This window comes from Rhodoblastus sp., assembly GCF_019449565.1.
Taxonomy (GTDB): domain Bacteria; phylum Pseudomonadota; class Alphaproteobacteria; order Rhizobiales; family Beijerinckiaceae; genus Rhodoblastus.
Window position 1 is genome coordinate 74,502 of sequence record NZ_JAGRPM010000006.1, and the last position, 22,647, is coordinate 97,148.

The following is a 22,647-nucleotide window of genomic DNA, read 5'->3' on the forward strand; positions in this document are numbered from 1 at the left end:
ATTTGAGCGCGCCGCAGCCCCTCCTTTCTCGGGCCTTCAAGGAAGCAAGCCTCGCGGCGGTCATCGTCGGCGGCCTGAGCTATCCCATCATCGCCTTTCGCGCCGAGCCGGATTTCAACAACGCGCTGGCGCTGACCTCGCGCTGGCCGCTGTTCTTCATTTTCTGCGGGCTCGGCTTCGGCCTGCGCTTCCTGCTCACGCTCTGGTCCGGACGGCCCAAGGCGGCGCGCGGCGAAGCGGCGCTCGCGCTTGAAAAACCAGGCGCAACGTCGAAAAACCGCTGGCTGGCGCCGCTCGGGCTCGCCGCCCTTATCGCCTATCCCATCGTCATCCTGGTTGTGCTCGGGCCGCAGGCCGCGCTGAAATGGGTCGATACTTTTGGCGTGCAGATCCTCCTTTATATTCTGCTCGGCTGGGGGCTCAACATCGCGGTCGGCCTCGCGGGCCTGCTCGATCTCGGCTATGCCGCCTTCTATGCGGTCGGCGCCTATGCCTATGCCCTGCTCGTGCCCCTCACCGGCCTGTCCTTCTGGGCGCTGCTGCCTATCTGCGGCCTGCTCGCGGCTTTCTGGGGCTTCTGCATCGGCTTTCCCGTGCTGCGGCTGCGCGGCGATTATCTCGCCATCGTCACGCTGGCCTTCGCGGAAATCGTCCGCATCGTTCTGGTCAATTGGGACGTCGTGACCCATGGCGAGGCCGGCCTGTTCGGCTTTCCGCCGGTCACTTTTTTCGGCCTGCCCTTCATTCCGGGTCCGCGTGGCTTCGCGGCCCATTTCGGCCTGCCCTTCGCCGCTGTCCACAAGCTGATCTTCCTCTATTTCGTGGTGCTGGCGCTGGCGCTGCTCGCCAATTTCGTTTCGATCCGGCTTCGCCGCCTGCCGCTCGGACGCGCCTGGGAGGCCCTGCGCGAAGATGAGATCGCCTGCCGTGCGCTCGGCCTCGACACCGCCAATATCAAGCTCACCGCCTTCGCGCTTGGAGCCTTTTTCGCCGGGATCGCGGGCTGCATCTTCGCCCTGCGCCAGGGCGTGGTGTCGCCGTCGAGCTTTACCTTCAACGAAAGCGCGACCATCCTCGCCATTGTCGTTCTGGGCGGGCGCGGCTCGCAATGGGGCGTGGCGCTGGCCGCCGTGCTGATCGTCGGCGCCTCGGAACTGCTGCGCGAACTCTCTTTCCTCAAGGCGATCTTCGGTCCCGATTTCGATCCCGCGCAATATCGCATGCTGCTGGTCGGCCTCGCCATGGTGGCGATGATGAATTTCCGCCCGCGCGGCATCGTCTCGGCGCGCCAGCCGACCATTACCCTTCCTCCCGTCGGAGGCAGGGCGTGACCGCCCCGCGCTGGATCGCCGAGCCGCTGCTGCGGGTCGATCGCCTCACCATGCGCTTCGGCGGACTCGTCGCGGTCAATGATGTGTCCTTCTCGGTCGGGCGCGGCGACGTCACGGCGCTGATCGGCCCGAATGGCGCGGGCAAAACCACCCTTTTCAATTGCCTGACCGGCTTCTACAAGCCGACCGTCGGCCGGATCGCCTTCTCTCAGAAGGGCTTGCAGGACGACAGCCGCATCGAGGCGCTGACCGCCTCGTCGCGCCGCTATTCGCGCGACGGAGGCGAAGACCTGTTCCTGCTGGAGCGGATGCCCGATTACGAAATCGCCAGGAAGGCCAAGGTCGCCCGCACCTTCCAGAATATCCGCCTGTTCGCGGGCATGAGCGCGCTGGAAAATCTGATCGTCGCCCAGCATGTCGCACTGACTCCAGCCTCGGGCTACGGCCTGTTCGGCTTGCTGGGCCTGCCGATCTACCGCCGCGCGGAACAGGCCGCCGTGGCGAAAGCACAGCGATGGCTGGAGCGCATCGGCCTGCGCGACCGCGCCGACGATCCCGCAGGCGCTTTGCCTTACGGAGACCAGCGCCGGCTGGAGATCGCCCGCGCCATGTGCGCGGAGCCGAGCCTGCTCTGCCTCGACGAGCCCGCCGCTGGCTTGAATGGCCACGAATCCGCCGAACTCGCGCAGCTCCTGCGCGAAATCCGCGATATAGACTGCGCCTCGATCCTGTTGATCGAGCATGACATGTCGGTAGTCATGGCCATTTCCGATCATATCGTCGTGCTCGACTATGGTCAGAAAATCGCCGACGGCGCGCCCGAGCAAGTGCGCGAGGACCCCGCCGTGATCGCGGCCTATCTCGGCGTCGAGGAGGCCGAGGCCGACGCCGTCGAATCCGCGCTGGGCATGGAGGAGCAAAAATGAGCGCCCTGCTCTCCATTCGCGGCGCAACGGCCTATTATGGCGCCGTCCAGGCGCTGAAAGGCGTCGATCTCGACGTCGGACAGGGCGAGATCGTGGCGCTGATTGGCGCCAATGGCGCCGGCAAATCCACCTTGATGATGAGCGTGTTCGGCGCGCCGCGTCTGAGCAGCGGCAGCATCATTTATGACGGCCGCAACATAACCGATCTGCCGACCCATGAAATCGCGCGGCTTTCTATCGCGCAATCACCGGAAGGACGGCGCATTTTCGCGCGCATGACCGTTTACGAAAATCTGCAAATGGGCGCGGCGGTGGCGCGTTTCGACCGTTCTCAGGAAAATCTGTTCGAGGAAAATCTCGAACGGGTCTTCGCCATATTCCCTCGGCTGAAAGAACGCGTGGGACAGCGCGGCGGCACCTTGTCCGGCGGAGAGCAGCAAATGCTGGCCATCGCCCGCGCCCTCATGAGCCGGCCCAAGCTGTTGCTGCTCGACGAGCCCTCGCTCGGCCTCGCGCCGCTGATCTGCAAACAGATTTTCGAGGTCGTGCGGCGGCTCAACAAGGAGGAAGGCCTTTCGGTCTTTCTGGTCGAGCAGGACGCGCATCACGCGCTCAAGCTGGCGGATCGCGGCTATGTCATGGTCAATGGCGCCATCGCGCTGCAGGGACCGGGACGCGAATTGCTGCGTGACCCCAAGATCCGCGCCGCCTATCTCGAAGGGGGCGCGCATTGAACGAGAGCGTCATCCTGGGCGATCCGCGCGTCTTCATTGGCGTGACTTTGCTGCTGGGCGGTCTCGCCTCCTTCGCCGCCGGTCGCGCCGTGGCGAGCACATGGCGCCCGCTCTGGCTGCTGCCGCTCTATGGCCTTCCCCTGGCCTTCGCCATGCGATTTTTGCATTGGTCGCTGTTCGGCGAGCCCCTCGCCGCGCCGGCCGCCGCGCTCGTCGCCTATGCCTGGACGCTCGCCGTGCAGGGCCTCGCCTGGCGCGCCACACATGGCGCGCTGGTGAAAAAGCAATATCCGTGGCTGATCTGAGGCGGCGGCAGCTTTTTTAGCGATTTTTCGGTTCGCGGAAGGTGACCGGCCCAGCGGGGCGCGATATAGTTCAAAAAGGCTGGAATCCTTGAGGGAGACGCCAGATGCCCCGCCTGCTCATTGTCCTGCTCGCGACCTCTCTGGCCGGCGCCTTCGCCGGTGCCGAGGCTGCGCCGATTTCGCCGTCGGGTCTGCGCAACGAACAACCGGTCCCGATAGTCCAGGTCTACTTTGACGAAACCTATCCGCATCGCCATCATGACTGGCGCGCCTGGCGGCGCTATCCACCCGGTTACGGCGCTGAATCTGGTCCGGCGGTTCTCGGCGTCCTCGTTGGCGGCTTGCTGACCAATCCCTGCTTCTCCGGCGGCTGCTATTACGACCCTCGCGACGCCTGTTATCCGGGCCTCTCCTGCAGCGGAAGCTGGGGCGGCGCGACGGCGGCGGACGAGCACGCCATTCTGGACGCTTACCAGGCGATGTCTAGACAGGCCGCCAAAGCGGCGGTTTCCTCGGTCATGATTGATCCTGGAAGCCGGGCAGCGCGTCATGGAACACACAAGCAGCGCCAAGTTCACGACCAGAAGTAGGTCCTAAGCATCGGCTTCGAAAGCCCTGCCCGCGCGGAGGCGCCGCCGCGCGGCGCGAATTACGGCGATTTTCCTGGCCACTTTTCCTTTCTGGCGCAGCCCAGGCCCAAATCAAGCAAAATCCCTGAATCTCGAAACAACGCCTCAAATTTGCGGTCGTCTCACCGCTATTTGGCGCCATTCCAGCATCGCCGGATCTGGCGTCGGAATGGCGCCGTGATTATATGCTTGGGGAAGGTTGTGCGCTTTTGTGCGCGCCAATGAGCGACAGTTCGCTCCCGTGACCTTTCCCGACGCCACTTGCGCCCGAAATGTCATTCAGCGTTCCAGTCATGCTCCAACGGACGCGCTCGATCGGGAGGGCGCCGAAAATGCTCAGAATATTCACAAGTTTGCTCGCTATCTCTTTAGCGTTCTGCAATTTTGCGAGCAATTCCGCCCGCGCCGCGCCATTGGGCTTGCCGAGGCCTGTCTATGACTCTTCGCCGGCGCCAATCGAGAAAGTCGCCTACTACTATCATCACCCCTATCACCGTCATTATTACCACCACTATTATCGCCACCGCCATTATTATCGACACCACCACTATTATCGTCACCATCGGTATTATTACGGCAGCAACGCAGCGGCTGCGGCGTTTTTCGGCGCCGCTGTCGGCGGCTTACTGAGCAACAGCTGCTATTATGGAAACTGCGGTTATTACGGTTATGGCGGCTACCCGGGTTACGGTTACGGCGTCTATGGTGGTTACCCAGCCTATGGTTACGGCGGCTATGGCGGCCATTGGCGCCACGCGGGCTACTATGGCGGACGCGGTTTTGGCGGCTTCCACGGTGGCGGATTCCATGGCGGCGGCTTTCACGGCGGAGGTTTCCGCGGCGGCGGATTCCGCGCCCATCGCTGATCGGCGGAGCGGCTTGTTACGCAGAGGCCGCGAAATTGATCGACAACCCGCGTGACCGTGGGCAAGATCGGCCCGATCAACAATGGCGCCGGAGCCGATTCATGCGAAGAAATTTAGGGGCCTGCTTAGGGGCCGGTCTGGCCGCAGTCCTTTGGTCTGGCGTCGCCCAGGCCCAGATCAAGATGGGCGTCGGCGCGCCGGTGACCGGCCCGGACGCGGCCTTCGGCCTCCAGCTCAAGAATGGCGCGGAACAGGCCGTGGCGGACATCAACGCCTCGGGCGGCATCCTCGGGCAGAAGGTCACGCTCAAGATTGGCGACGACGCCGCCGACGCCAAGCAGGGCCGCTCGGTCGCCAATCAATTCGTCGGCGATGGCGTGACCTTCGTCGTCGGCCATTTCAATTCGTCGGTCACCATGCCGGCTTCCGACGCCTATAACGAGGCGGGCGTGCTCGAGATCACTCCCGGCTCGACCAATCCGCAGATTACCGAGCGCGGCTATCCTATGCTGTTCCGCACCTGCGGGCGCGACGATCAGCAGGGCGCGGTGGCGGCCGCCTATCTCGTCGCCCACGCCAAGGGCAAGAAGATCGCCATCCTCCACGACAAATCGACCTATGGCAAAGGCCTCGCCGACGAGACGCGCAAGGCGCTCGTCGCCGCAGGCGTCCGCGACGTCATGTATGAGGGGCTGAACAAGGGCGAGAAGGATTTTTCCGCCATCGTCTCCAAGCTCAAGTCGGTGGACGCCGATATTGTCTTTTACGGCGGCGTCCATACCGAGGGCGGGTTGCTGGTGCGGCAGATGCGCGACCAGGGCGTCAAGGCCGTGCTGATGGGCGGCGACGGCATCGCCAGCCAGGAATTCGCCGCCATCGCCGGGCCGGGCGTCGAAGGCACGCTGATGACCTTCCCGCCGGACCCGCGCCTGCGCCCGGAAGCCGCCGCCGTGGTCAAGGAATTCGAGGCGAAGAACTACAATCCGGAAACCTATACGCTCTATAGCTATGCCGCCGTGCAGGCGATCAAGCAGGGCATCGAAAAGGCCAAGTCGACCGATCCTGTGGCGGTCGCCAAGGCGCTGCATGAGGGCGGGCCGTTCAACACGGTCGTGGGCGACCTGTCCTTCGACGCCAAGGGCGACGTTACCCGCGCCGATTATGTCGTCTATGAATGGCGCAAGGGCCCGGACGGCAAAATCAGCTATGTCCAGCTTGACAAATAATCTGCGATTTTATAGTTAACAGTTTGTTCAAGCGACAAAATAGACCTGAACCATAGCACGAAGGGGTCGGTGCCGCCGGCCCCTTTCCTTTTGTTCGCTCAGCCCAGCGTGGCGAGGCCCGGAAAGGTCTGGAGCAGCCAGAAGCTGACATTCTGGATGCCGCCGGTGAGGAACATCACGCCGGTGATCACCAGCAGCACGCCGACGACGCGCTCGACCTTGCCGAAATGAGCCTTGAACCGCTTCAGGAAATGGACGAACGGCTCCATCGCCAGCGCCGCCAGCAGAAACGGCAGGCCAAGCCCGAAGGAATAGACCGCGAGCAGGCCGGCGCCGCGCGCCACCGTATCCTCGGAGGAGGCTACGGCGAGAATGGCGGCGAGGATCGGGCCGATGCAGGGCGTCCAGCCGAAGGCGAAGGCCAGGCCCATGACATAGGCGCCCCAGAGGCCGATCGGCTTTTCGACGCTGACCCGCTTCTCGCGATACATCAGGCTGAGCTGAAACACGCCCAGAAAGTGCAGGCCCATCCCGATAATGGCGAGCCCCGCCAGCGTCGTAAGCAGCGGCAGATAGGCGCGCACGGTCTGGCCGAGCGCGGAAGCCGTCGCGCCGAGCAGCACGAAAACCGTGGAAAAGCCAAGCACGAACAGAATCGCCGCGATCAGCGTATCGCGGCGCGCGCGCCGCTCGCCGCCCTCGACCAGCTCTTCCAGCCCCGCGCCGGCGATGAAGGTAAGATAAGGCGGGACCAGCGGCAGCACGCAGGGGCTAAGAAAGGACAGCAGCCCGGCAAGGGCCGCCGCCGAAAGGGTCACATTGCTGCTCATGCATCATTCCTGGCGTCGCGACGGCGCATTTTTCGGCCGCGCGAATAGTTCTGCGAGATATCTGCTTATACGATAGAATTCGTGCATCATTTCAAGCCCGGAAAAATTGCTCGTGCGCAACCTTATTACCGATGTCGCCGGCCTCAAGGTCGGCTCCGCCCATGATTCCCTGCTGGCGTCAGGCGTCACGGCGCTCATTTTCGACGCGCCCGCGACCGCGTCCATTGCGATTTCCGGCGGCGCGCCGGGCCTGCGCGACGCCGCTTTGCTCGAAGCCGACATGACGGTTCAGCAGATCGACGCTCTGGTCCTGTCGGGCGGCTCAGCCTTTGGCCTCGATTCGGTCGGCGGCGTGCAAGCGGCCTTGCGCGAGAGCGGGCGCGGCTTCGATGTGGCGGGCCAGCTGGTGCCGATCGCCCCCGGGGCCATATTGTTCGACCTCGTCAATGGCGGCGACAAGAATTTCTGGCGCGAGCCGGCCTATTGGCGGCTCGGCCATATGGCGGCGCAAGCGGCGGCGCTGGATTTCCGGCTCGGCAGCCATGGCGCGGGCCATGGCGCGACCCTTGTCGACCTCAAAGGCGGACTCGGCTCGGCCAGCGCCCAAACGACGGACGGCTTTTGGGTCGGAGCTTTGGTCGCCGTCAACGCCGTGGGACAGGCGACCATTGGCGAAACGGGACATTTCTGGGCCGCGCCCTATGAACGCGACGGCGAATTCGGCGGGCTCGGCTGGCCGGCGTCCCCGCCGCCCGGCGCCCTGGCGTTGAAGATGAAGGGCGCCGCTCCGCAAAACACCAATATCGCCATCGTTGCGACCGACGCCGCCCTCACCAAGGCCCAGGCCAAACGCGTGGCGGTCATGGCGCAGGACGGATTGGCGCGGGCGCTGCGTCCAGTCCATGCGGCCATGGATGGCGACGTGGTCTTTGCGGCCGCCACGGGGCGCGCCGAAGGCCCGGTCGACGCCATCGCCTTGACGCAAATCGGGGCCGTCGCCGCCGATTGCCTCGCCCGCGCCGTCGGGCGCGCGGTATTTGAAGCGGAGCCCCTGCCCTTCGCCAACGCCCTGCCGAGCTGGCGGCAAAAGTTCGGCGCGTGAACGGATAAGAGACCGCGCCTCTATCGCCGAAAATGCGTTCCTAAAAAAAATCGCGCACGATTTAATCGTACGCTATTGACGCGCTGCGTAGGTTCCCATATAAAGATCGCACACGATTAAATCGTGAACGATTAGAAAGGAACGGAACATGTTGAACGCCATTATCGAGAACAAATCCTCCAGGATCCGCTCGCTGGCCGCCATTGCGCTCGTCGCCGGGCTGGCCCTGCAGTCGGCGCCTGTTCAGGCCGCCGCCGTCAACGCCCGCGATTTTCAGGCCTTCGGCTACGACATCCGGCTTCAGAGCGATGAACATGCCGAGTGGCGCAAGCCCAATGGCGCCGAAATCATCGGAGGCTTTTACGGCGCCGACGATCAGGTCAACACCCGCACCGGCGAAATCCGCCATCGCTGATCGAACGCTCCTTTACGCCTGCGCTCGACCATAAACATCGCACACGATTAAATCTCGCACAATAGGAGACCGCTATGACCACCAAGACCACGACCATCCGCAATTCCTTCTCGCTGGCCGCTATCGCGCTCGTCGCCGGGCTGGCCCTGCAATCGGCGCCCGTTCAGGCCGCCGCCGTCAACGCCCGCGATTTTCAGGCTTTCGGCTATGACATCCACCTTCAGGGCGATGAGCGCGCCGAGTGGCGCAAGCCCAATGGCGCGGAAATCCTGGGCGGCTTTTACGGCGCCGACGATCAGGTGAACGCGCGCACCGGCGAAGTGCGCCATCGCTGAACCTCATCGCGGCGCCTCGGAGCGCGACGGCGCCGCGAAAACCATACCCAGAAAGGTCAAACAATGTCCGTGAATGTTCTCTACCGCACTTCCGCCCGCGCCACCGGCGGCCGCGACGGCCACTCCGCCACGCTCGACGGCGCGGTCGACGTCGCGCTCTCGACTCCGAAGGAGCTGGGCGGCGCTGGCGGGGCCGGCGTCAATCCGGAGCAGCTCTTCGCCACCGGCTATGCCGCCTGCTTCCTCGGCGCCATGAAATTCGTCGCCGCACAGGGCAAGCAGAAGGTCCCCGCCGACGCCAATGTGACCGCCACCGTCGGCATCGGCCCGCGCTCCGAAGGCGGCTTCGGCCTTGAAATCGGGCTGGAGATCTCCCTGCCCGGCGTCGAGCGCGCCGAAGCCGAGGCGCTGGTAGAGAAAGCCCATCAGGTCTGCCCCTATTCCAACGCCACCCGCAATAATGTGAATGTTGGCCTGACTGTCGTCTGACGCCCAGGACCGCGGCGTTCCCTGCGCCGCGGTCTTTCAGGAACTTGCGCGATCGAATGACGTTGGGATCAAGTCGCACACGATATAGAATGCAGCCATGAGCAACACTGTCGCCGATTCCCCTCTCGCGGATCCCAAGGACAGCGGAACGGATATCGATCCGCTGGCGGGCATGCTTTGCTTCTCGGTCTACACGGCCGGGTTGGCGTTCAATCGCGCCTACAAGCCCAAGCTCGACGCTTTGGGAATCACCTATCTGCAATATATGGCGCTGCTGCTGCTACGCCATCGCAGCGCGCAATCGATCAAGGAACTGGGCGAGCGCCTGTCGCTGGACTCAAACACGCTGACGCCGCTTATCAAGCGTCTCGAAGCCGCCGGGTTCGTCAAGCGCCGGCGCGACAGCGAGGACGAGCGCATCGTACGCGTCGATTTAACCCCGGCGGGCGAAAAAGTCGTCGAGGAAGCGATCTGCGTGTCGAAAGAGCTGGGCGGAAAGCTCAAAATCACGCCCGAACACTTCAAAGCTTTGCAGAACCTCATGGAACAGCTTGGCCATCCGATCGAGCCTCCGCGCAATTTGTAAGCGCGGGCGCCCGATCGCTGCGCGCGTGGTGACGGTTGAGTTCGGGCGAAAAGCGGCTTAACTCAAGATTGGACCACGCAAGGCTCAAGGCCAGAAAGCCGATTCATGATTCAAGATCGCGCGGCGACCGCTTCGCTTCTGCTCGCCGCAATGGTGATCCTTCTCGCGGCGGCCTTTTTCGCCCGGCCCATTCTCGCCCCCGTGACCTTCGCGGTTTTCATCGTCGCGGTGGTCTGGCCGATCCAGGGCGTCATGCAGCGGAGGGTTCCGAAACTGTTGGCGATGGTCGTCACCCTGCTTTCGACCCTCGCGGCGATTTCGATTCTCGGCTATCTCGTGGTCTGGGCTTTCAGCCATGTCGCGCAATGGCTGCTCAACAATACCGCGCGCTTCCAGGCGCTTTACGGTCAGGCCGTCGCATGGCTCGAAGCGCATGGCCTCGCCGTGCAGCCGCTGATGGCGACCAGTTTCAGCCCGGCCTGGATCACCGGCGCGGTGCGCGAGATCGGCGGACAGGGCTATGGCCTGCTGTCCTTCGTCGTGATCGCCTTCGCCTTCACGGTGCTGGGCCTGCTGGAGGTCGATCTCGCCCACCACAACATCCAGCGCCTTGAAAACGCGCGGCTGCGCGAATCCCTACTGACCCCGGCCAAGGAAATATCCGCCAAATTCCAGAAATACATGCTGGTCCGCAGCACGATGAGCGCGTTGACCGGCGCCGTCGTCTGGGTTTTCGCTCTGACCGCAGGCATCGAACTGGCCACGGCCTGGGGCGTGATCGCCTTCGTCTTGAACTATATTCCCTTCATCGGGCCTCTGGTGGCGACCGTGTTCCCTTCGCTGTTCGCCCTGGCGCAATTCGAATCTTGGAATCTTGCGCTGATCGTTTTCGGCTGCCTGAACGCGATCCAGTTCTTCATCGGCAGCTATCTCGAACCGCGCATCGCGGGCGCCCGGCTTTCGCTTTCGCCCTTCATGGTTCTGTTCGCGGTGTTTTTTTGGAGCTTTCTGTGGGGCATCGCCGGGGCGTTCATTGGCGTGCCGATCCTGATCGCGGTTCTCACCATTTGCGGTGAACATGAGCCATCGAAATGGATCGCCATCCTTTTGTCGGGCGGCGATCGAAACAAGCCGGCCTGACGCCGCATCAGGCTTGCACCTTCGGCAGCCCGTCGAGGATGATCTTTTTGGGCTGCAACAGCTTGAGCCGCCGGTCCGCCCCAACAGTCAGGCGATGCACATAGAAGCAGGTTTCGTCCTGGTCCCGGGCGTCCATCACCGGCGACGGCGCCGATACGAGCCTTAGCCCGGCGCATTCTCCGACCCAATCGATGTGGCGATGGCCATGCATCGCCACGACGCGGCCCGCGAGCGGCCGCAAGCGCCGGACGAACCAGTTGCCATTGACGAGCGCGGTCCCGATACGCTCGGAAAGCGCCTTGGCGGGGCGCGGATATTCGACGAGATGGTGATGGAGCGCGAGGACCCAATAGGCCTTCGGATAAAGGGCCATGGCCTTTTCCAACGCGCGGACCTGCTCCATCGAGACCATGCCCAGCGCATTCGTGAAGGAAAAATGCGTGTCGGCGCTGGAATTGAGCAGAATCATCCCGAGGCCATCCTCCCGGTCCGGCGGCAGCACCAGCGGAAAGGCCCTGGCCCATAGATCGGACAGGTCCTGCGAGAGCCACGGCTTTCCCGAATCGACGAATCTGGTCATCAGATTCGCGAAGGGCGCCAAAGCCGTTGCGAGACTGCCGCCCATTCGCCCACTCGCCACATCCACGACCCGGACGCGCTCGCCTTGCAGCGCGGCCATCGCGGACAGGACGCGCAATTTACGCAATTTCTTCGACGGGCTCGTTGGCAGGTCCAGTCGCGCGGGATTGGCGCGATCGACAATGTTCAGATCGTGATTGCCCGGCGCCATCACGATCAGGTCCGCGATGGCGGGATGGCGCGCGACAATGTCGAGAAACTCGGCCCATTCCGTGGAAAGACCGGCGTCGGTCACATCGCCGGTGATCAGAATCGCGTGCAGAGGATCGGCCGCGTGAATGGCCTCAAGCCGGACGAAAGCCTGATCCAGCCGCTCATTGCCGCGCGGCCCCGAGCGGCCGCTTTCGATACGAAAGCCGTAATTCTCCCCGACGACATGGATATCGGACAAATGCGCGATGCGCCAAATGGCGTCATCGCCCGGCGTTTCGTCGAAACGTTCCAGATCGTGCGGCTGGTCCATCGTCGCGTCGGCGATCGCCCAGGCCAGCGCCGCCACGGCGACATAGGCGCTCACCAGCACGGTGCTGTTGGCCAGAGCGGCGCGCGCCAGCCGCCAGGGGGCGTGGAGGATGGCGATATCGCTGACGATGAGCGTGGAAGGCCACGCCGCGGCCAGCACCCAGAGCGAGATCGCGCAGATCACGAGGCCCGACGCCAGGGCGGCGGCGGCGCGCAGTTTGGCAAGATGGGCGCTATCGGGCGCAATGCGTCGTTCGAACAGCTGGCGCATCGCTTCGCGGCCGGCCGCGTAAATGGGCTGGACGGCGAGCGCGTTCAGCGCCCAGAAATTGCTCTCGGCCAAGCGGAACAGGCGGCGGGAGCTTAACAGGGCGACGGCGAGCAGCAAAGCGAGAACCGCCGCCGACCACAGCCCCGCCTGAAAGACCTCGACCCTGTCGAAAAAGGCGCTGAGCCAGATCGAGGCGACGACCGGGGCCATCCCGAGCAGCAGGCCGGGGAGCAGGATCAGCAACACCCAGGTCACGGCCAGTTTCGGCAGGCTGATCTCCGTCAGCAGCGTGCCGGCCAGCGACAGCAACGAACGGCTCTTGGTGCTGGACGCGTCATTTTCAATGTCGCCAAGGCGAGGATCTATGATGGGCTTCAAAAGCCGCCTCCGAAATGCGCCCGAGAGCGCGGTGTGCGACCATAGCCCGCGGCCAAGCTGGCCGCCAGAGCGACGGTCGGGAGCCGCCGTTAACGCTGCTCATTGTCGCGATGGAATTTGCGCGCCTCTCATGCTACGAGAGGACTGCGAACGGAGTTCAACCTTGTCCAGGCGGATGGGACTTTTGACGACATGGCTGATTGCGGCGTTTTTCGCCGCCGTGCTGTCGTTCGCGCCGAATTCCGCTTTCGCCCATGAAGGACACGCCCATCACGGCGCGGCCGCCGCCCCTCAAGGCGCGACAGCTGCCGGCGGCCATGACGCCGTTCGCATCGCCTCCGCCAGCGCAAGTCCTTCGCCGCTTGCAGCAAGTTCTGCGGCGCTGGCGCAGTCCCCGACCGTAAGGCTCGAAAAGGCCTTTGTCTCGGTGAAGCCCTCGGCTGTGACCGCGGTCATGACGGGCGAAGTCCCCTCGTCCTGCAACGGCAAATGTTGCAACTTGGGCTGCGGCGCCGGATGTTGCGCGGCGGTCTTCACCATCGCCGAGAGCCTGAACCCGCGCCCTGTGCAGGCTTCGTCAAAGCTTCGGCCGCCGAGCGATCTCGCAGTCGCGGGCAATCGCCCCTCCTCCTTGCTCGAACCACCGGCCGCCTTCGCCTGAACGCTCGCCACCGGCGCCGCTCCCTTGACGGGAGAGGCCCGCCGCCGCTGTTCCGGTCGAAGGCTTTCCCATGTCCATCAAAATCGCCGCCCGCGTCGCGGCCCTGATTTGCGTCTTTCTTGGCGCGTCGCCTCTGTTCGCCCATGAGGGGCATGATCACGCCGCGCCGCCGCCAGCCATCGCCAAGCTCGCGCCCCGCGCCGAAGCCCAGTCGCCGGCTTTCGAACTAGTCGCCGTTCCAAAAAACGGCCAGCTCGACATCTGGCTGGATCGTTTCGCCACCAATGAGCCGGTCGTGGGCGCGTCGATTTCCATCGAGACGCCGGACGGACCGGTCGAGGCAAAGGCGGAGAGCGGCGTCTATCGCGCGCCAGCGCCCTGGGCCGCGAAGCCGGGACGCCATGACCTGATCTTCACCGTTTCGGCGGGATCGGACATCGACGTCCTGACCGCCAGCCTGACCGTGCCGCCGCCTCCCCTGACGGGCGCCGTCTCGCGTAATCCGGACAAGGCGTGGCCCTTTGTCGCGGGTCTTGCGTTGCTGATCGGCGCCGCCATTCCTATTCTCCTGCGCAACCGGCGGCTGCTCTGGGCGCCGGCGCTCGCCGCCTGTGTCGTCGCCCTTTACGGCGTCGCGTCACTCTTCGCGCGTGGCGGACCAGGCGACTCGCCCGCGCCGTCGCCAGTCACCATGGACCGGCCCGGCGTGGCCGATGATGGCTCGATCTTCGCCCCCAAGGCCAGCCAGCGCATTCTGGCGGTTCGCACGCGCCTCGGCGAGAACGTCCCCCACGCCCTGTCCGTGGAGCTGCCGGGGCGGATCATCCCCGATCCCAACGCCAGCGGACTGGTCCAGACGGCGACCGCCGGCCGCTTGTCGCCGCCGCCGGGCGGCTTTCCGCGTCTGGGGGCGAAGGTGCGCAAGGGCGACGTGCTCGCTTATTCCACGGTTCCCTTCCTCGCCATCGATCAGTCAACCCTGCACCAGACGGCCGGCGACCTCGATCAGCAGATCGCCATCGCCGAGCGGCGGGTCGCCCGATATGAAATCCTGATCAAGACCCAGTCCGTGGCGCAGGCGACTCTGGACGAGGCCCGCCTTGCGCTGCAGGGCATGCGCGAGCGCCGCGCCGATGTCGAAAAGGTCAAGCGCGAGCCGGAGCCGCTGGTCGCGCCGGTCGATGGCGTCATCGCCTCGGCCAACGCCATGGCGGGCCAGATCGCGGACGCCAATGCGGTCATTTTCCAGATCGTCGATCCGCAGCGCCTGTGGGTCGAAGCCCTGGCTTTCGATCCCAAGACCTATGCCGGCAAGGGCATGGCGAAGACCGCCGACGGCAAGGGTTTCGCGCTGGATTTCATCGGCGCGGGCCTTGCCGACCGCAATCAGGCGACGCCGGTCGATTTCGCCTTGCGCGCCGAAGGCGCCGACGCTTTGCGCCTCGGCCAGTTCGTCACGGTTTCGGCGCAGGTGGAGGAGGAAAAGACCGGGCTTGCCGTGCCGCGCTCCAGCGTCGTGCGGCGCGGCGACGGCCAATCCGTGGTGTTCGAACATATCCGCGCGGAGGTTTTCGCCGCCCGCGACGTGCGCGTCGAACCGCTCGACAGCGAAAATGTTCTGGTCGTCGCCGGTATCGAGCCGGGCAAGAGGATCGTCGTCCAGGGCGCGCAGCTGCTCGATCAGGTCAGGTGAGGCCATGTTCACTTTCCTCGTCACGCAATCGCTGCGTAATCGCCTGCTGGTCCTCGCCCTCGCCGCCGTCCTGATGATTTATGGCGGCTTCACCCTGTCGCGGCTTCCGGTCGACGTGCTGCCCGATCTCAACCGGCCCACCGTCACCATCATGACCGAGGCCGAGGGGCTGGCGCCGCCGGAAGTGGAACAACTGGTCACATTCGTGATCGAAACCCAGATGAACGGCGTCCCCGGCGTCACAAGGGTCCGTTCCGTTTCCGGCGTGGGCCTGTCGATCGTCACGGTCGAATTCGATTGGGCCAGCGACATTTTCCGCGACCGTCAGCAGATCGCCGAGCGCCTGACCCTCGTGCGCGACCGCCTGCCGGCCAATGTCACGCCGCAGATGGGGCCGGTGAATTCGATCATGGGCCAGATCGTGCTCGTGGCGTTGACGGCGGCGGACGACGTCTCGCCGATGACCCTGCGCGAAACGGCGGATTTCGTCCTGCGCCCGCGCCTGCTGGCCATTCCCGGCGTCGCCCAGGTCATTCCGATTGGCGGCGAGGTCCGTCAATATCGCGTCGCGCCCGATCCCTCCGCCATGCGCGCTTTGGGCGTCACGTTCGATCAGCTCGACCGCGCTTTGGCCCAGTTCGGCGGCAATAGCGGCGGCGGCTTCGCCGACCAGCACGCCAATGAATATCTGATCCGCAATCTCGCCCGCAGCCTGAGTCTCGACGATCTTTCCGAACTGGTCGTCGCCACGCCCAACAACAAGCCCGTTCGCCTGAAGCAGATCGCGCAAGTGAGCTTCGGGGCCAAGCCCAAGCGCGGCGACGCCGGCTATATGGGCAAGCCGGGGGTGATCGTCGCGGTGGAGAAGCAGCCGGGCGTCGACACCATCGGCCTGACGCGCGAGATCGAGGCCGCCCTGCAAGGGCTGGGGCCGTCGCTTCCCGCCGGGATCAAGGCCGACAATATCCTGTTCCGGCAAGCCGATTTCATCGAGACGTCGGTCGCCAATGTCGAGCAAGTGCTGATCGAGGCGGTCGCGGTCGTCGCGCTCGTGCTGTTCGCCTTCCTGCTCAATGCGCGCACGACTTTCATTTCCCTGACCGCGATCCCGATGTCGATCCTCGTCGCGGCAATCATGTTTCACCTGATGGGGCTGTCGATCAATACGATGACGCTCGGCGGCCTCGCCATCGCCATTGGCGAACTGGTCGACGACGCCGTGGTCGATGTCGAGAACATCTTCCGCCGCCTGCGCGAAAACCGTCAGGCCGGATCGCCGCGAAGCGTCTTCGACATCATCGTCTCCGCCAGCCAGGAGGTGCGCTCGGGCATCGTCTATGCGACCGCGATCATCGTACTGGTCTTCCTCCCGCTCTTCGCCCTGTCCGGCATCGAGGGGCGGTTGTTTGCGCCGCTCGGGCAGGCCTATATCATCTCAATCCTGGCGAGCCTTGTCGTCTCGATCACGCTGACGCCGGTCCTCGCCTTCTATCTCCTGCCCGGCCTGAAACGGCTCGACGCGCGCGAAAGCGCGCTGGTGCGCTGGCTGAAGAAAGCCTATCGCGCTGGCCTGGAGCGCGCGCTCGATCACGCCCCGGCTTTGATCTCGGCGGCGGCGTTGGCGGTCGCCGCCGCCGCCCTTGGCGCCCTCACCCTGCCCCGCGCCTTTCTGCCACCGTTCAACGAGGGCTCTCTGACCATCAATGCGGTGTTCAACCCGGGCATTACCCTGGCCGAGTCCAACCGCGTCGGCCTAATCGCGGAACGGCTCCTGCTGGATGTGCCGGAGGTGAAATCGGTCGGCCGCCGCACCGGCCGCGCCGAACTCGACGAACATGCGGAAGGCGTGCATTCGTCGGAAATCGAGGTCGATCTCCAGGCTTCCGCGCGCGGGAAAGAGGTCGTGCTCGCGGACATTCGTGAAAAACTTGGCGTCTTGCCGATGGCGGTCAATATCGGCCAGCCGATTTTGCATCGGCTCGATCACATGCTGTCCGGCGTGCGCGCCCAGATCGCCGTGAAAATCTTTGGCGACGATCTCGACGGCCTCACGCGGCTGGGCGAGGACGTCCGGCGCAGGCTGGCCTCGATCCCGGGCCTTGTCGATCTGCAAACCGAGAAGCAGGCGCGGGTTCCGCAGCTCGAAATCAATGTGGATTATCGCCGCGCCGCGCTTTACGGCGTACAGCCCGCCGCCGTGATCGACCAGTTGCAGCGGCTTTCCAATGGCAAGCTCGTCTCCCGCATCGCCGACGGCGTGCGCCGGTTCGACATTGTCGAACGGCTCGACGACCGCGCCCGCACCAGCGCCGCTCTGGCCGATCTGCTGATCGAGACGCCTTATGGCTGGGTCCCCGTGCGGCAGGTCGCCGAGGTGCGGGAAACCGACGGCCCAAATCAGATCCTGCGCGAAAACGGCCAGCGGCGCATCGTGGTTTTCGCCAATGCCGCCCCGGGGGCGGACATGGCGCGGATCGTCGCCGACATCAGAGCGAAGCTTGCCGCCGAACCCATGCCAAAAGGCTTTTTCACCAGTCTGGAAGGAACCTTCCGGGCGCAGGAAGAGGCCAGCCGCACCATCGGCCTGCTGTCTCTCGTCGCGCTCGCGCTGGTCTTTGCGTTGCTTTATTCGCGCTATCGCTCGGCCGTCTTCGCCGCCATCATCATGGGCAGCGTTCCGCTCGCCCTGATCGGCAGCGTCGCCGCTTTGGCCTTGGCCGGACAAAGCCTCTCCGTCGCCTCGATGATCGGCTTCATCACCCTGACCGGCATCGCGTCGCGCAATGGCATTCTGAAAATCAGCCACATGCTCAATCTCGCCTTGCACGAGGGCGTTCCATTCGGGCGCGAACTGGTGGTCCGGGGCTCGCTGGAGCGCATGACGCCCGTCTTGATGACCGCCCTTTCCGCCGGCGTCGCTCTGTCGCCTTTGCTGTTTGACGCCCAGGCGCCGGGGAAGGAAATCCTGCATCCGGTTGCGATCACGATTTTCGGCGGCCTCGTCAGCGCCACCGCGCTCGACGCCTTTCTGACCCCGGCCCTCGTGCTGCTGTTCGGAGAAAAGCCCCTGCGCAGGCTCCTTGCCGGCGGCGCGGATGCGTCCCCCGCCGCCACGGCGCAGGGGGCCGAAACCCCGATCTATTAAGTGAAACGAAGGAAAACTCTCAATGAAACGCTCTCTTCTCGCCCTTGCCTTGTTGCTGGCCGCCACGCCCGCCTGTCTCGCCCATGGGCCGAAAATCGGCGAGCATGGCGGCCCCCAGACCGACGCCGGCTCGTTCCATGTCGAAGCCGTCGCCAAGGACCTGACACTGGACGTCTATCTCAACGACCATGCCGCCAAACCTGTCGCTTCGGCAGGGTTCAAGGGCGTGGCCATTTTGAAGGCGGCGGACGGCAAGCCGGTCCGCATCCCGCTCGCGCCCGCCAGCGACAATAAGCTGACCGGCGTCGCGCCCTCGCCGCTGCCGGCCGAACTCGAAGGCGCGGTCCAGATTACCACGCAAACGGGAAGCACGGTGCAGGGCAAATTCGGCGAACACGAGCACTGACCGCCTCGCGGCAAGGTGCGGCTCGGGTTTCGATCAGCGTGGGGCGGGCGATGGCACGCCCTCGCGGATGAGTTTCGAAAAATCCGGCGAAAGATCCACCTCTCGGGCGCGGGCGCTGATGCGGGAGCGCGCGCGCAATTCCGCAAGCGAAATGCTGGTGTCCACTGCGTCGCGATCGTAGAGATAGCCCGGCAGGAAGCCGTTGACGATCAGGCGCCAATCGAACGGCATGTGTCCGCCAGCGGCGCGGATCAGCTTCACGACCGCCGTCGTGCAATTGGTCACGATCGAATTGTAGAAGCGCGGCCTCGCGGCCAGATCGTTCGACTCCTCGACATATTGCAGCAGAATGGCGCGGGCGATGGCGGGCGGCGTGCGCAACCGGTAGAGCTGGACGTCCTCCTCCCTGATATTCGAGCGCAGCCGAACGACGTCGCGCTCTTCCGACGCCACGATCACCAGCGGACTGTTCCTGAAAAGATCCGCGATGGGCGCGAATTCGCCGCCTTTCAGACTGCGGACCTCGATCGACCAGGCGAGATAGCGGCCGTCCTCGAAGCCGAAACTCATGATGACATGGGCCATTTCAGGACCGGCCCAATAGGCCAGAAACAGATCGAGATAGCGCAGTTTCGACAGGTCGTAGGTCTCGGCGACCCAGCGCTCCTTGAATTCCGTGCGGCTGCTCCAATCGAAGTCGCGGACATTCGTGAGCGTCAGCATGTCGCCATCGACCACGCCCGTCACCTGACGGGCGACGTCCGGCGACCAGTTCCCGGTTTCCGGGGGCTTGATCGTGCTCCACCACAGCAGGACGGCGCCGAAAGCCGCCGCGAACAGGCCGAGCGAGCGCAGGCGACGACCGGCCAATAGCCCCAGGATCGTCGCCAGCGCGAGCAGACCGAAAGCGCCCGCCGCAATGGCCCGGACCCATTCCGGCCCCGGCGTGCGGAACCAAAGCGCGAGCGAAGCCCAGACGCCGACCGGAAAGATGAAGAACAGGGCGACAAGGCCCCAGACAAAATTCGCGGCCTTCCGACTCCAATTTGCCAACTCAAAACCTCGCTCAAGGAAAGCATTCGGGCGCTCTCGCCCAAATGCGGATTCGACGAAGCTTAGCTTGAGAGGGAGAGAACTGGCAAAGCCTTCCCGGCGCCAGCGCCGAACGGGCCTTGCCGGGCAGAACCTATTTGCCGAAAAAAGGCGAAGCCATGCCGATACTGGCGTCGCGGGTCGCATCGGCGTCGAAGAGGCGCACGGCGAGATTGCCATTGACCTGCGCGGCGAAGGGAAGCAGCAGGCCATCGATATAGGCCTGCGCGTTTTCACGCGTGTCGAAAGCATAGAAGCCGCCGACGCTATAGGTGTTCAAGCCGCTAAGCCAGGTCTTGGAAATCAGGCCCGGAAATTTTTTCATTTCCACATTGATCGGCGCCCAATCGATTTTGTCGAATGGAATCGAGACCTGATATTCGGCGTAGAGATAGACATGAACGTCAGCCATTGTTTCCTCGCTGTCAGAAGGTTTCGCTGAAAGGCCGGAGGTCGATTTCGTGACTCCAGGCGCTGGGATGTTGCCGGTGGATCGCCCAATAGGCCTCGGCGATCGCATCGGAGTTCAGGCGTCCGCCCGCACCCTTGGCGGCGAAAAGATCCGGGAAGTTCTCCGCCGCATAATCGCCGTCGATGACGCCATCGACGACCACATGGGCGACATGGACGCCGCGGGGCCCGAACTCGCGCGCTAGCCCCTGCGCCACGGCGCGCAAGGCGGCCTTGGCGGAGGCGAAAGCGGTGAAGGGCGGACGGGCGCGCAGGGAGGCGGTCGCGCCGGTGAACAGGATCGAGCCGCGTCCGCAGGTCAGCAGGCGCGCCGCCGCCTCCCGTCCAACAATGAAGCCGCCCAAGGCGTTCTGCCGCCACAGGGATTCGAAAAGCTCCGCGCTGGTATCGAGCGCCGGCGCCGCGCGATTGGAGCCGACATTATAGACGACGAGGTCGAGCGCCCCCTGGATGGAGGCGAAGTCTAGCGCCGCCCCGACGTCGCGCGCGGAAGTGGCGTCGGTGACTCGCGCCCAGGCCTCGCCGCCTTCCCCGGCGATCGCGCTTGCGACCTTTTCGAGCTTTTCCGGCGTTCGCCCCGCGAGCACCACGACATGGCCCTCGCGCGCAAAGCGACGCGCCAGCGCGGCGCCAAGGCCGTTTTCCGGCCCGACCCCGAAAACAACGGCGACGGGCCGGGGCGCTTTGCGCGCATGGCCCGCCCGCGCCGCCGCCGGGCGTTTCGACCCTTTGATCCCTGTCAATTTCGGCTCAGGCCTTCTTGAACAGCAGGATGAAATTATTGGCTGGAAGGTCGAGCCGCCGATCCAGCCTGATCCCGAAGGGCGCCGCAGCCTTTTCGAGATCGCGGACATCCTTGAGGCCCCATTCCGGGACCTTGGCGGCCAGGATTTCCTTGTCGAAATCCGCGTTGGACGGCGTCGTATAGCCTCCATCCACCTTGAAGGGACCATAAATGGCGATGAAGCCGTCCGGCTTCAGCACCGAGGCGCCGAGGCGGGCGATGCCTTCGGCGATGGCGACCGGCGCCACCTGGAAGATATTGATGACGAAGATCGCGTCATAGAGCTTGGCCTTCGGGTCCGGGAAGGTCGACGGATCGGTCAGGTCGATGCGGATCGGATCGGCGATATTCGTATTGCCCGCCGCAGCGCGCTTGGCCTTGATGCTGTCGAAGACCTCGACGTCGTAATCCGATGGCTGGAAGTTGAGCGACGGGAAATACGGCGCGAAATAATTGACGTGCAGACCAGCGCCAGACGCCAGCTCAAGCGCCTCGCCCGAGGCGGGGAACAGCTCCTTGAAGGATGCAAGGATCGGGTCCTTGTTGCGGTTGCCGGCCCAGGCGACATAGGGGCTGAGCGGATGCGGATCGATATCGGGGCGCGCGTCGGTCATGAGGTTGCTCTTCTGTTGGGAGGGGAAGGGAAAGAAATCAGGCCGGAGTCGCCAGCAATTCGCCGAGGATGGCGTCAATGGCGGCATTGAAGCCGGGATCGACGCCGAACAGCGCGAGATGGCCCCAAACGGACGAAATGCGCTTGAGCTGGCTGTTCGGGATCAGCGCCTGTTCGGCGGCGAGATCGGCGAGCGGAAAGAAGGCGTCCTCGTCGATGGCGACGACGGCTGTCTTCGCCTTGATGCGGCCGAGCGCCGCCTTGAGATCGCCGCCTGCGTGGCGCGACACGTCGCCGTCGCGCCATTTCCGGGCCAGCAGGAGCAGATTATTGGGATCCTGCGGCAGGAAATGATTGGCGACGAAGCCGGTGACGAAATCCTCCGTCGTGGTGAAGCCGAAACCGCTCCAGCCGCGCGTATTGAACAAGACCGGGCTGAAACCGGAAGCCGCGAAAAGCTTCGCATGGGCGCGCAGGCCGCGATGGACGGCGCCCGGCGCATACCAGCCGCCGTTAAAAGCCGGGTCGGCGGCGATGGCGTCGATGAAAGTTTCGACCAGCAAACGATTATGCAGCGTCTCCTTGGCCGTCCCGGCGATGGGGGCCACGCGCGCCACGAATTCGGGATAGCGAACCGCCCATTCCCAGCTTTGCTGGGCGCCCATCGATCCGCCCAGCACGAGGGCGAGTCGGGTCAGCCCGAAATGGCGGGTGACGAGCTCATATTGCGCGCGTACGTCATCGCCGATGGATGGCTGCGGAAAGGCCGCCGCGTTGAAAGGCGCGGGCGCATTGCTCGGCGAGGACGAGAGGCCATTGCCTATCTGGTTGACCAGAATAATAAAGTATTTCGACGGATCGAGCGCCCGGCCCGGGCCGATATAGGCCTGTTCCAGAATTTTCGACGAACCCGAATACCAGGTCGGAAACAGGATGGCGTTGCTCTTGTCCGGCGCGAGCGCGCCGAAGGTCGCAAAGGCTAGCGTGAGGTTGCGAACCTTGGCGCCGCTTTCGAATTCAAAATCGCCAAGCTCGAAAAGCTGGTAAGGACCATGAATGTCCTGGCTGTAATATTCGCTCGCCATAGGTTCGCACCGCTCAAGTTCACGGTTGAACAC

General features: G+C 64.4%; 24 protein-coding genes. 17 read left to right on the top strand and 7 right to left on the bottom strand.

Annotation, left to right across the window (positions count from 1 at the left end; translation table 11 throughout):
- Positions 1 to 2 precede the first annotated feature (2 nt).
- From livM to QZ409_RS00820, 7 genes are all read left to right on the top strand, one after another.
- Positions 3 to 1,331 carry a high-affinity branched-chain amino acid ABC transporter permease LivM gene (gene livM, locus QZ409_RS00790; protein WP_296706142.1) on the top strand — a complete coding sequence of 443 codons (1,329 nt, stop codon included), beginning with the start codon at positions 3 to 5 and terminating at the stop codon, positions 1,329 to 1,331.
- 50 nt (positions 1,332 to 1,381) lie between these two features.
- Positions 1,382 to 2,257, top strand: coding sequence for an ABC transporter ATP-binding protein (locus QZ409_RS00795; protein WP_296706200.1), 876 nt, complete (start codon positions 1,382 to 1,384; stop codon positions 2,255 to 2,257).
- Positions 2,254 to 2,991 (top strand): ABC transporter ATP-binding protein, encoded by a 738-nt coding sequence (locus QZ409_RS00800; RefSeq protein ID WP_296706143.1) that lies wholly within the window; start codon positions 2,254 to 2,256, stop codon positions 2,989 to 2,991. Before QZ409_RS00795 ends, QZ409_RS00800 begins: the two co-directional genes overlap by 4 nt.
- The gene (locus tag QZ409_RS00805) at positions 2,988 to 3,296 is read left to right on the top strand and encodes a DUF6867 family protein (RefSeq protein WP_296706144.1); all 309 of its coding nucleotides are present in this window, start codon (positions 2,988 to 2,990) and stop codon (positions 3,294 to 3,296) included. Before QZ409_RS00800 ends, QZ409_RS00805 begins: the two co-directional genes overlap by 4 nt.
- A gap of 104 nt (positions 3,297 to 3,400) precedes the next feature.
- The gene (locus QZ409_RS00810) at positions 3,401 to 3,886 is read left to right on the top strand and encodes a hypothetical protein (RefSeq protein WP_296706145.1); all 486 of its coding nucleotides are present in this window, start codon (positions 3,401 to 3,403) and stop codon (positions 3,884 to 3,886) included.
- A gap of 371 nt (positions 3,887 to 4,257) precedes the next feature.
- Positions 4,258 to 4,791 (top strand): hypothetical protein, encoded by a 534-nt coding sequence (locus QZ409_RS00815; protein WP_296706146.1) that lies wholly within the window; start codon positions 4,258 to 4,260, stop codon positions 4,789 to 4,791.
- A gap of 101 nt (positions 4,792 to 4,892) precedes the next feature.
- Positions 4,893 to 6,017, top strand: a complete 1,125-nt coding sequence (locus QZ409_RS00820) for a branched-chain amino acid ABC transporter substrate-binding protein (protein WP_296706147.1) — start codon at positions 4,893 to 4,895, stop codon at positions 6,015 to 6,017.
- A 98-nt stretch (positions 6,018 to 6,115) separates the two neighbouring features.
- Here the strand turns inward: QZ409_RS00820 and QZ409_RS00825 are convergent, their stop codons facing one another.
- On the bottom strand, positions 6,116 to 6,847 hold the full coding sequence (locus QZ409_RS00825) for a cytochrome c biogenesis protein CcdA (RefSeq protein WP_296706148.1): 732 nt from the start codon (positions 6,845 to 6,847) through the stop codon (positions 6,116 to 6,118).
- A 112-nt stretch (positions 6,848 to 6,959) separates the two neighbouring features.
- Here QZ409_RS00825 and QZ409_RS00830 point away from each other — a divergent pair, with 112 nt between their 5' ends.
- The 6 genes from QZ409_RS00830 to QZ409_RS00855 all read left to right on the top strand — a co-directional run bounded on the left by QZ409_RS00830 (position 6,960) and on the right by QZ409_RS00855 (position 10,914).
- A complete protein-coding gene (locus QZ409_RS00830) occupies positions 6,960 to 7,949 on the top strand; it encodes a P1 family peptidase (RefSeq protein ID WP_296706149.1) in 990 nt (329 codons plus the stop codon).
- 148 nt (positions 7,950 to 8,097) lie between these two features.
- Complete coding sequence (locus QZ409_RS00835; RefSeq protein ID WP_296706150.1) at positions 8,098 to 8,364, top strand: hypothetical protein; 267 nt, start codon at positions 8,098 to 8,100, stop codon at positions 8,362 to 8,364.
- Between the two features lie 74 nt (positions 8,365 to 8,438).
- The gene (locus tag QZ409_RS00840; RefSeq protein WP_296706151.1) at positions 8,439 to 8,699 is read left to right on the top strand and encodes a hypothetical protein; all 261 of its coding nucleotides are present in this window, start codon (positions 8,439 to 8,441) and stop codon (positions 8,697 to 8,699) included.
- A gap of 63 nt (positions 8,700 to 8,762) precedes the next feature.
- Positions 8,763 to 9,188 carry an organic hydroperoxide resistance protein gene (locus QZ409_RS00845; protein ID WP_296706152.1) on the top strand — a complete coding sequence of 142 codons (426 nt, stop codon included), beginning with the start codon at positions 8,763 to 8,765 and terminating at the stop codon, positions 9,186 to 9,188.
- Positions 9,189 to 9,285: 97 nt separating this feature from the next.
- Positions 9,286 to 9,774 (top strand): MarR family transcriptional regulator, encoded by a 489-nt coding sequence (locus tag QZ409_RS00850; protein WP_296706153.1) that lies wholly within the window; start codon positions 9,286 to 9,288, stop codon positions 9,772 to 9,774.
- A gap of 105 nt (positions 9,775 to 9,879) precedes the next feature.
- Complete coding sequence (locus QZ409_RS00855; RefSeq protein ID WP_296706154.1) at positions 9,880 to 10,914, top strand: AI-2E family transporter; 1,035 nt, start codon at positions 9,880 to 9,882, stop codon at positions 10,912 to 10,914.
- A 7-nt stretch (positions 10,915 to 10,921) separates the two neighbouring features.
- On the opposite strand, the gene QZ409_RS00860 is transcribed toward QZ409_RS00855, so the two are convergent.
- Positions 10,922 to 12,664 carry a metallophosphoesterase gene (locus tag QZ409_RS00860; RefSeq protein WP_296706155.1) on the bottom strand — a complete coding sequence of 581 codons (1,743 nt, stop codon included), beginning with the start codon at positions 12,662 to 12,664 and terminating at the stop codon, positions 10,922 to 10,924.
- Between the two features lie 184 nt (positions 12,665 to 12,848).
- On the opposite strand from QZ409_RS00860, the gene QZ409_RS00865 reads away from it, so the two are divergent.
- The 4 genes from QZ409_RS00865 (at position 12,849) to QZ409_RS00880 (ending at position 18,569) form a co-directional block, all read left to right on the top strand.
- Positions 12,849 to 13,325 (top strand): hypothetical protein, encoded by a 477-nt coding sequence (locus tag QZ409_RS00865; RefSeq protein WP_296706156.1) that lies wholly within the window; start codon positions 12,849 to 12,851, stop codon positions 13,323 to 13,325.
- 70 nt (positions 13,326 to 13,395) lie between these two features.
- Positions 13,396 to 15,018, top strand: coding sequence for an HlyD family efflux transporter periplasmic adaptor subunit (locus QZ409_RS00870; RefSeq protein ID WP_296706157.1), 1,623 nt, complete (start codon positions 13,396 to 13,398; stop codon positions 15,016 to 15,018).
- 4 nt (positions 15,019 to 15,022) lie between these two features.
- Positions 15,023 to 18,163, top strand: a complete 3,141-nt coding sequence (locus tag QZ409_RS00875) for an efflux RND transporter permease subunit (protein ID WP_296706158.1) — start codon at positions 15,023 to 15,025, stop codon at positions 18,161 to 18,163.
- A gap of 22 nt (positions 18,164 to 18,185) precedes the next feature.
- Positions 18,186 to 18,569 (top strand): hypothetical protein, encoded by a 384-nt coding sequence (locus tag QZ409_RS00880; RefSeq protein ID WP_296706159.1) that lies wholly within the window; start codon positions 18,186 to 18,188, stop codon positions 18,567 to 18,569.
- 33 nt (positions 18,570 to 18,602) lie between these two features.
- On the opposite strand, the gene QZ409_RS00885 is transcribed toward QZ409_RS00880, so the two are convergent.
- From QZ409_RS00885 to QZ409_RS00905, 5 genes are all read right to left on the bottom strand, one after another.
- Positions 18,603 to 19,571 carry a DUF4105 domain-containing protein gene (locus tag QZ409_RS00885; RefSeq protein ID WP_296706201.1) on the bottom strand — a complete coding sequence of 323 codons (969 nt, stop codon included), beginning with the start codon at positions 19,569 to 19,571 and terminating at the stop codon, positions 18,603 to 18,605.
- A 184-nt stretch (positions 19,572 to 19,755) separates the two neighbouring features.
- A complete protein-coding gene (locus QZ409_RS00890; protein WP_296706160.1) occupies positions 19,756 to 20,073 on the bottom strand; it encodes a YdhR family protein in 318 nt (105 codons plus the stop codon).
- Between the two features lie 13 nt (positions 20,074 to 20,086).
- Positions 20,087 to 20,875: an SDR family NAD(P)-dependent oxidoreductase gene (locus tag QZ409_RS00895; protein ID WP_342394819.1), complete on the bottom strand. Its 789-nt coding sequence runs from the start codon at positions 20,873 to 20,875 to the stop codon at positions 20,087 to 20,089.
- Positions 20,876 to 20,882: 7 nt separating this feature from the next.
- Positions 20,883 to 21,530 carry a DUF938 domain-containing protein gene (locus tag QZ409_RS00900; RefSeq protein WP_296706161.1) on the bottom strand — a complete coding sequence of 216 codons (648 nt, stop codon included), beginning with the start codon at positions 21,528 to 21,530 and terminating at the stop codon, positions 20,883 to 20,885.
- 37 nt (positions 21,531 to 21,567) lie between these two features.
- Complete coding sequence (locus QZ409_RS00905; protein WP_296706162.1) at positions 21,568 to 22,614, bottom strand: alpha/beta fold hydrolase; 1,047 nt, start codon at positions 22,612 to 22,614, stop codon at positions 21,568 to 21,570.
- Positions 22,615 to 22,647 lie beyond the last annotated feature (33 nt).

Coding starts and splice junctions, on each gene's coding strand:
- QZ409_RS00815 (WP_296706146.1), top strand. CDS start 4,258: ATGCTCAGAATATTCACAAGTTTGCTCGCTATCTCTTTAGCGTTCTGC.
- QZ409_RS00870 (WP_296706157.1), top strand. CDS start 13,396: ATGTCCATCAAAATCGCCGCCCGCGTCGCGGCCCTGATTTGCGTCTTT.
- QZ409_RS00800 (WP_296706143.1), top strand. CDS start 2,254: ATGAGCGCCCTGCTCTCCATTCGCGGCGCAACGGCCTATTATGGCGCC.
- QZ409_RS00820 (WP_296706147.1), top strand. CDS start 4,893: ATGCGAAGAAATTTAGGGGCCTGCTTAGGGGCCGGTCTGGCCGCAGTC.
- QZ409_RS00855 (WP_296706154.1), top strand. CDS start 9,880: ATGATTCAAGATCGCGCGGCGACCGCTTCGCTTCTGCTCGCCGCAATG.
- QZ409_RS00810 (WP_296706145.1), top strand. CDS start 3,401: ATGCCCCGCCTGCTCATTGTCCTGCTCGCGACCTCTCTGGCCGGCGCC.
- QZ409_RS00825 (WP_296706148.1), bottom strand. CDS start 6,847: ATGAGCAGCAATGTGACCCTTTCGGCGGCGGCCCTTGCCGGGCTGCTG.
- QZ409_RS00880 (WP_296706159.1), top strand. CDS start 18,186: ATGAAACGCTCTCTTCTCGCCCTTGCCTTGTTGCTGGCCGCCACGCCC.
- QZ409_RS00795 (WP_296706200.1), top strand. CDS start 1,382: ATGCGCTTCGGCGGACTCGTCGCGGTCAATGATGTGTCCTTCTCGGTC.
- QZ409_RS00845 (WP_296706152.1), top strand. CDS start 8,763: ATGTCCGTGAATGTTCTCTACCGCACTTCCGCCCGCGCCACCGGCGGC.
- QZ409_RS00840 (WP_296706151.1), top strand. CDS start 8,439: ATGACCACCAAGACCACGACCATCCGCAATTCCTTCTCGCTGGCCGCT.
- QZ409_RS00890 (WP_296706160.1), bottom strand. CDS start 20,073: ATGGCTGACGTTCATGTCTATCTCTACGCCGAATATCAGGTCTCGATT.
- QZ409_RS00850 (WP_296706153.1), top strand. CDS start 9,286: ATGAGCAACACTGTCGCCGATTCCCCTCTCGCGGATCCCAAGGACAGC.
- QZ409_RS00875 (WP_296706158.1), top strand. CDS start 15,023: ATGTTCACTTTCCTCGTCACGCAATCGCTGCGTAATCGCCTGCTGGTC.
- QZ409_RS00905 (WP_296706162.1), bottom strand. CDS start 22,614: ATGGCGAGCGAATATTACAGCCAGGACATTCATGGTCCTTACCAGCTT.
- QZ409_RS00900 (WP_296706161.1), bottom strand. CDS start 21,530: ATGACCGACGCGCGCCCCGATATCGATCCGCATCCGCTCAGCCCCTAT.
- QZ409_RS00835 (WP_296706150.1), top strand. CDS start 8,098: ATGTTGAACGCCATTATCGAGAACAAATCCTCCAGGATCCGCTCGCTG.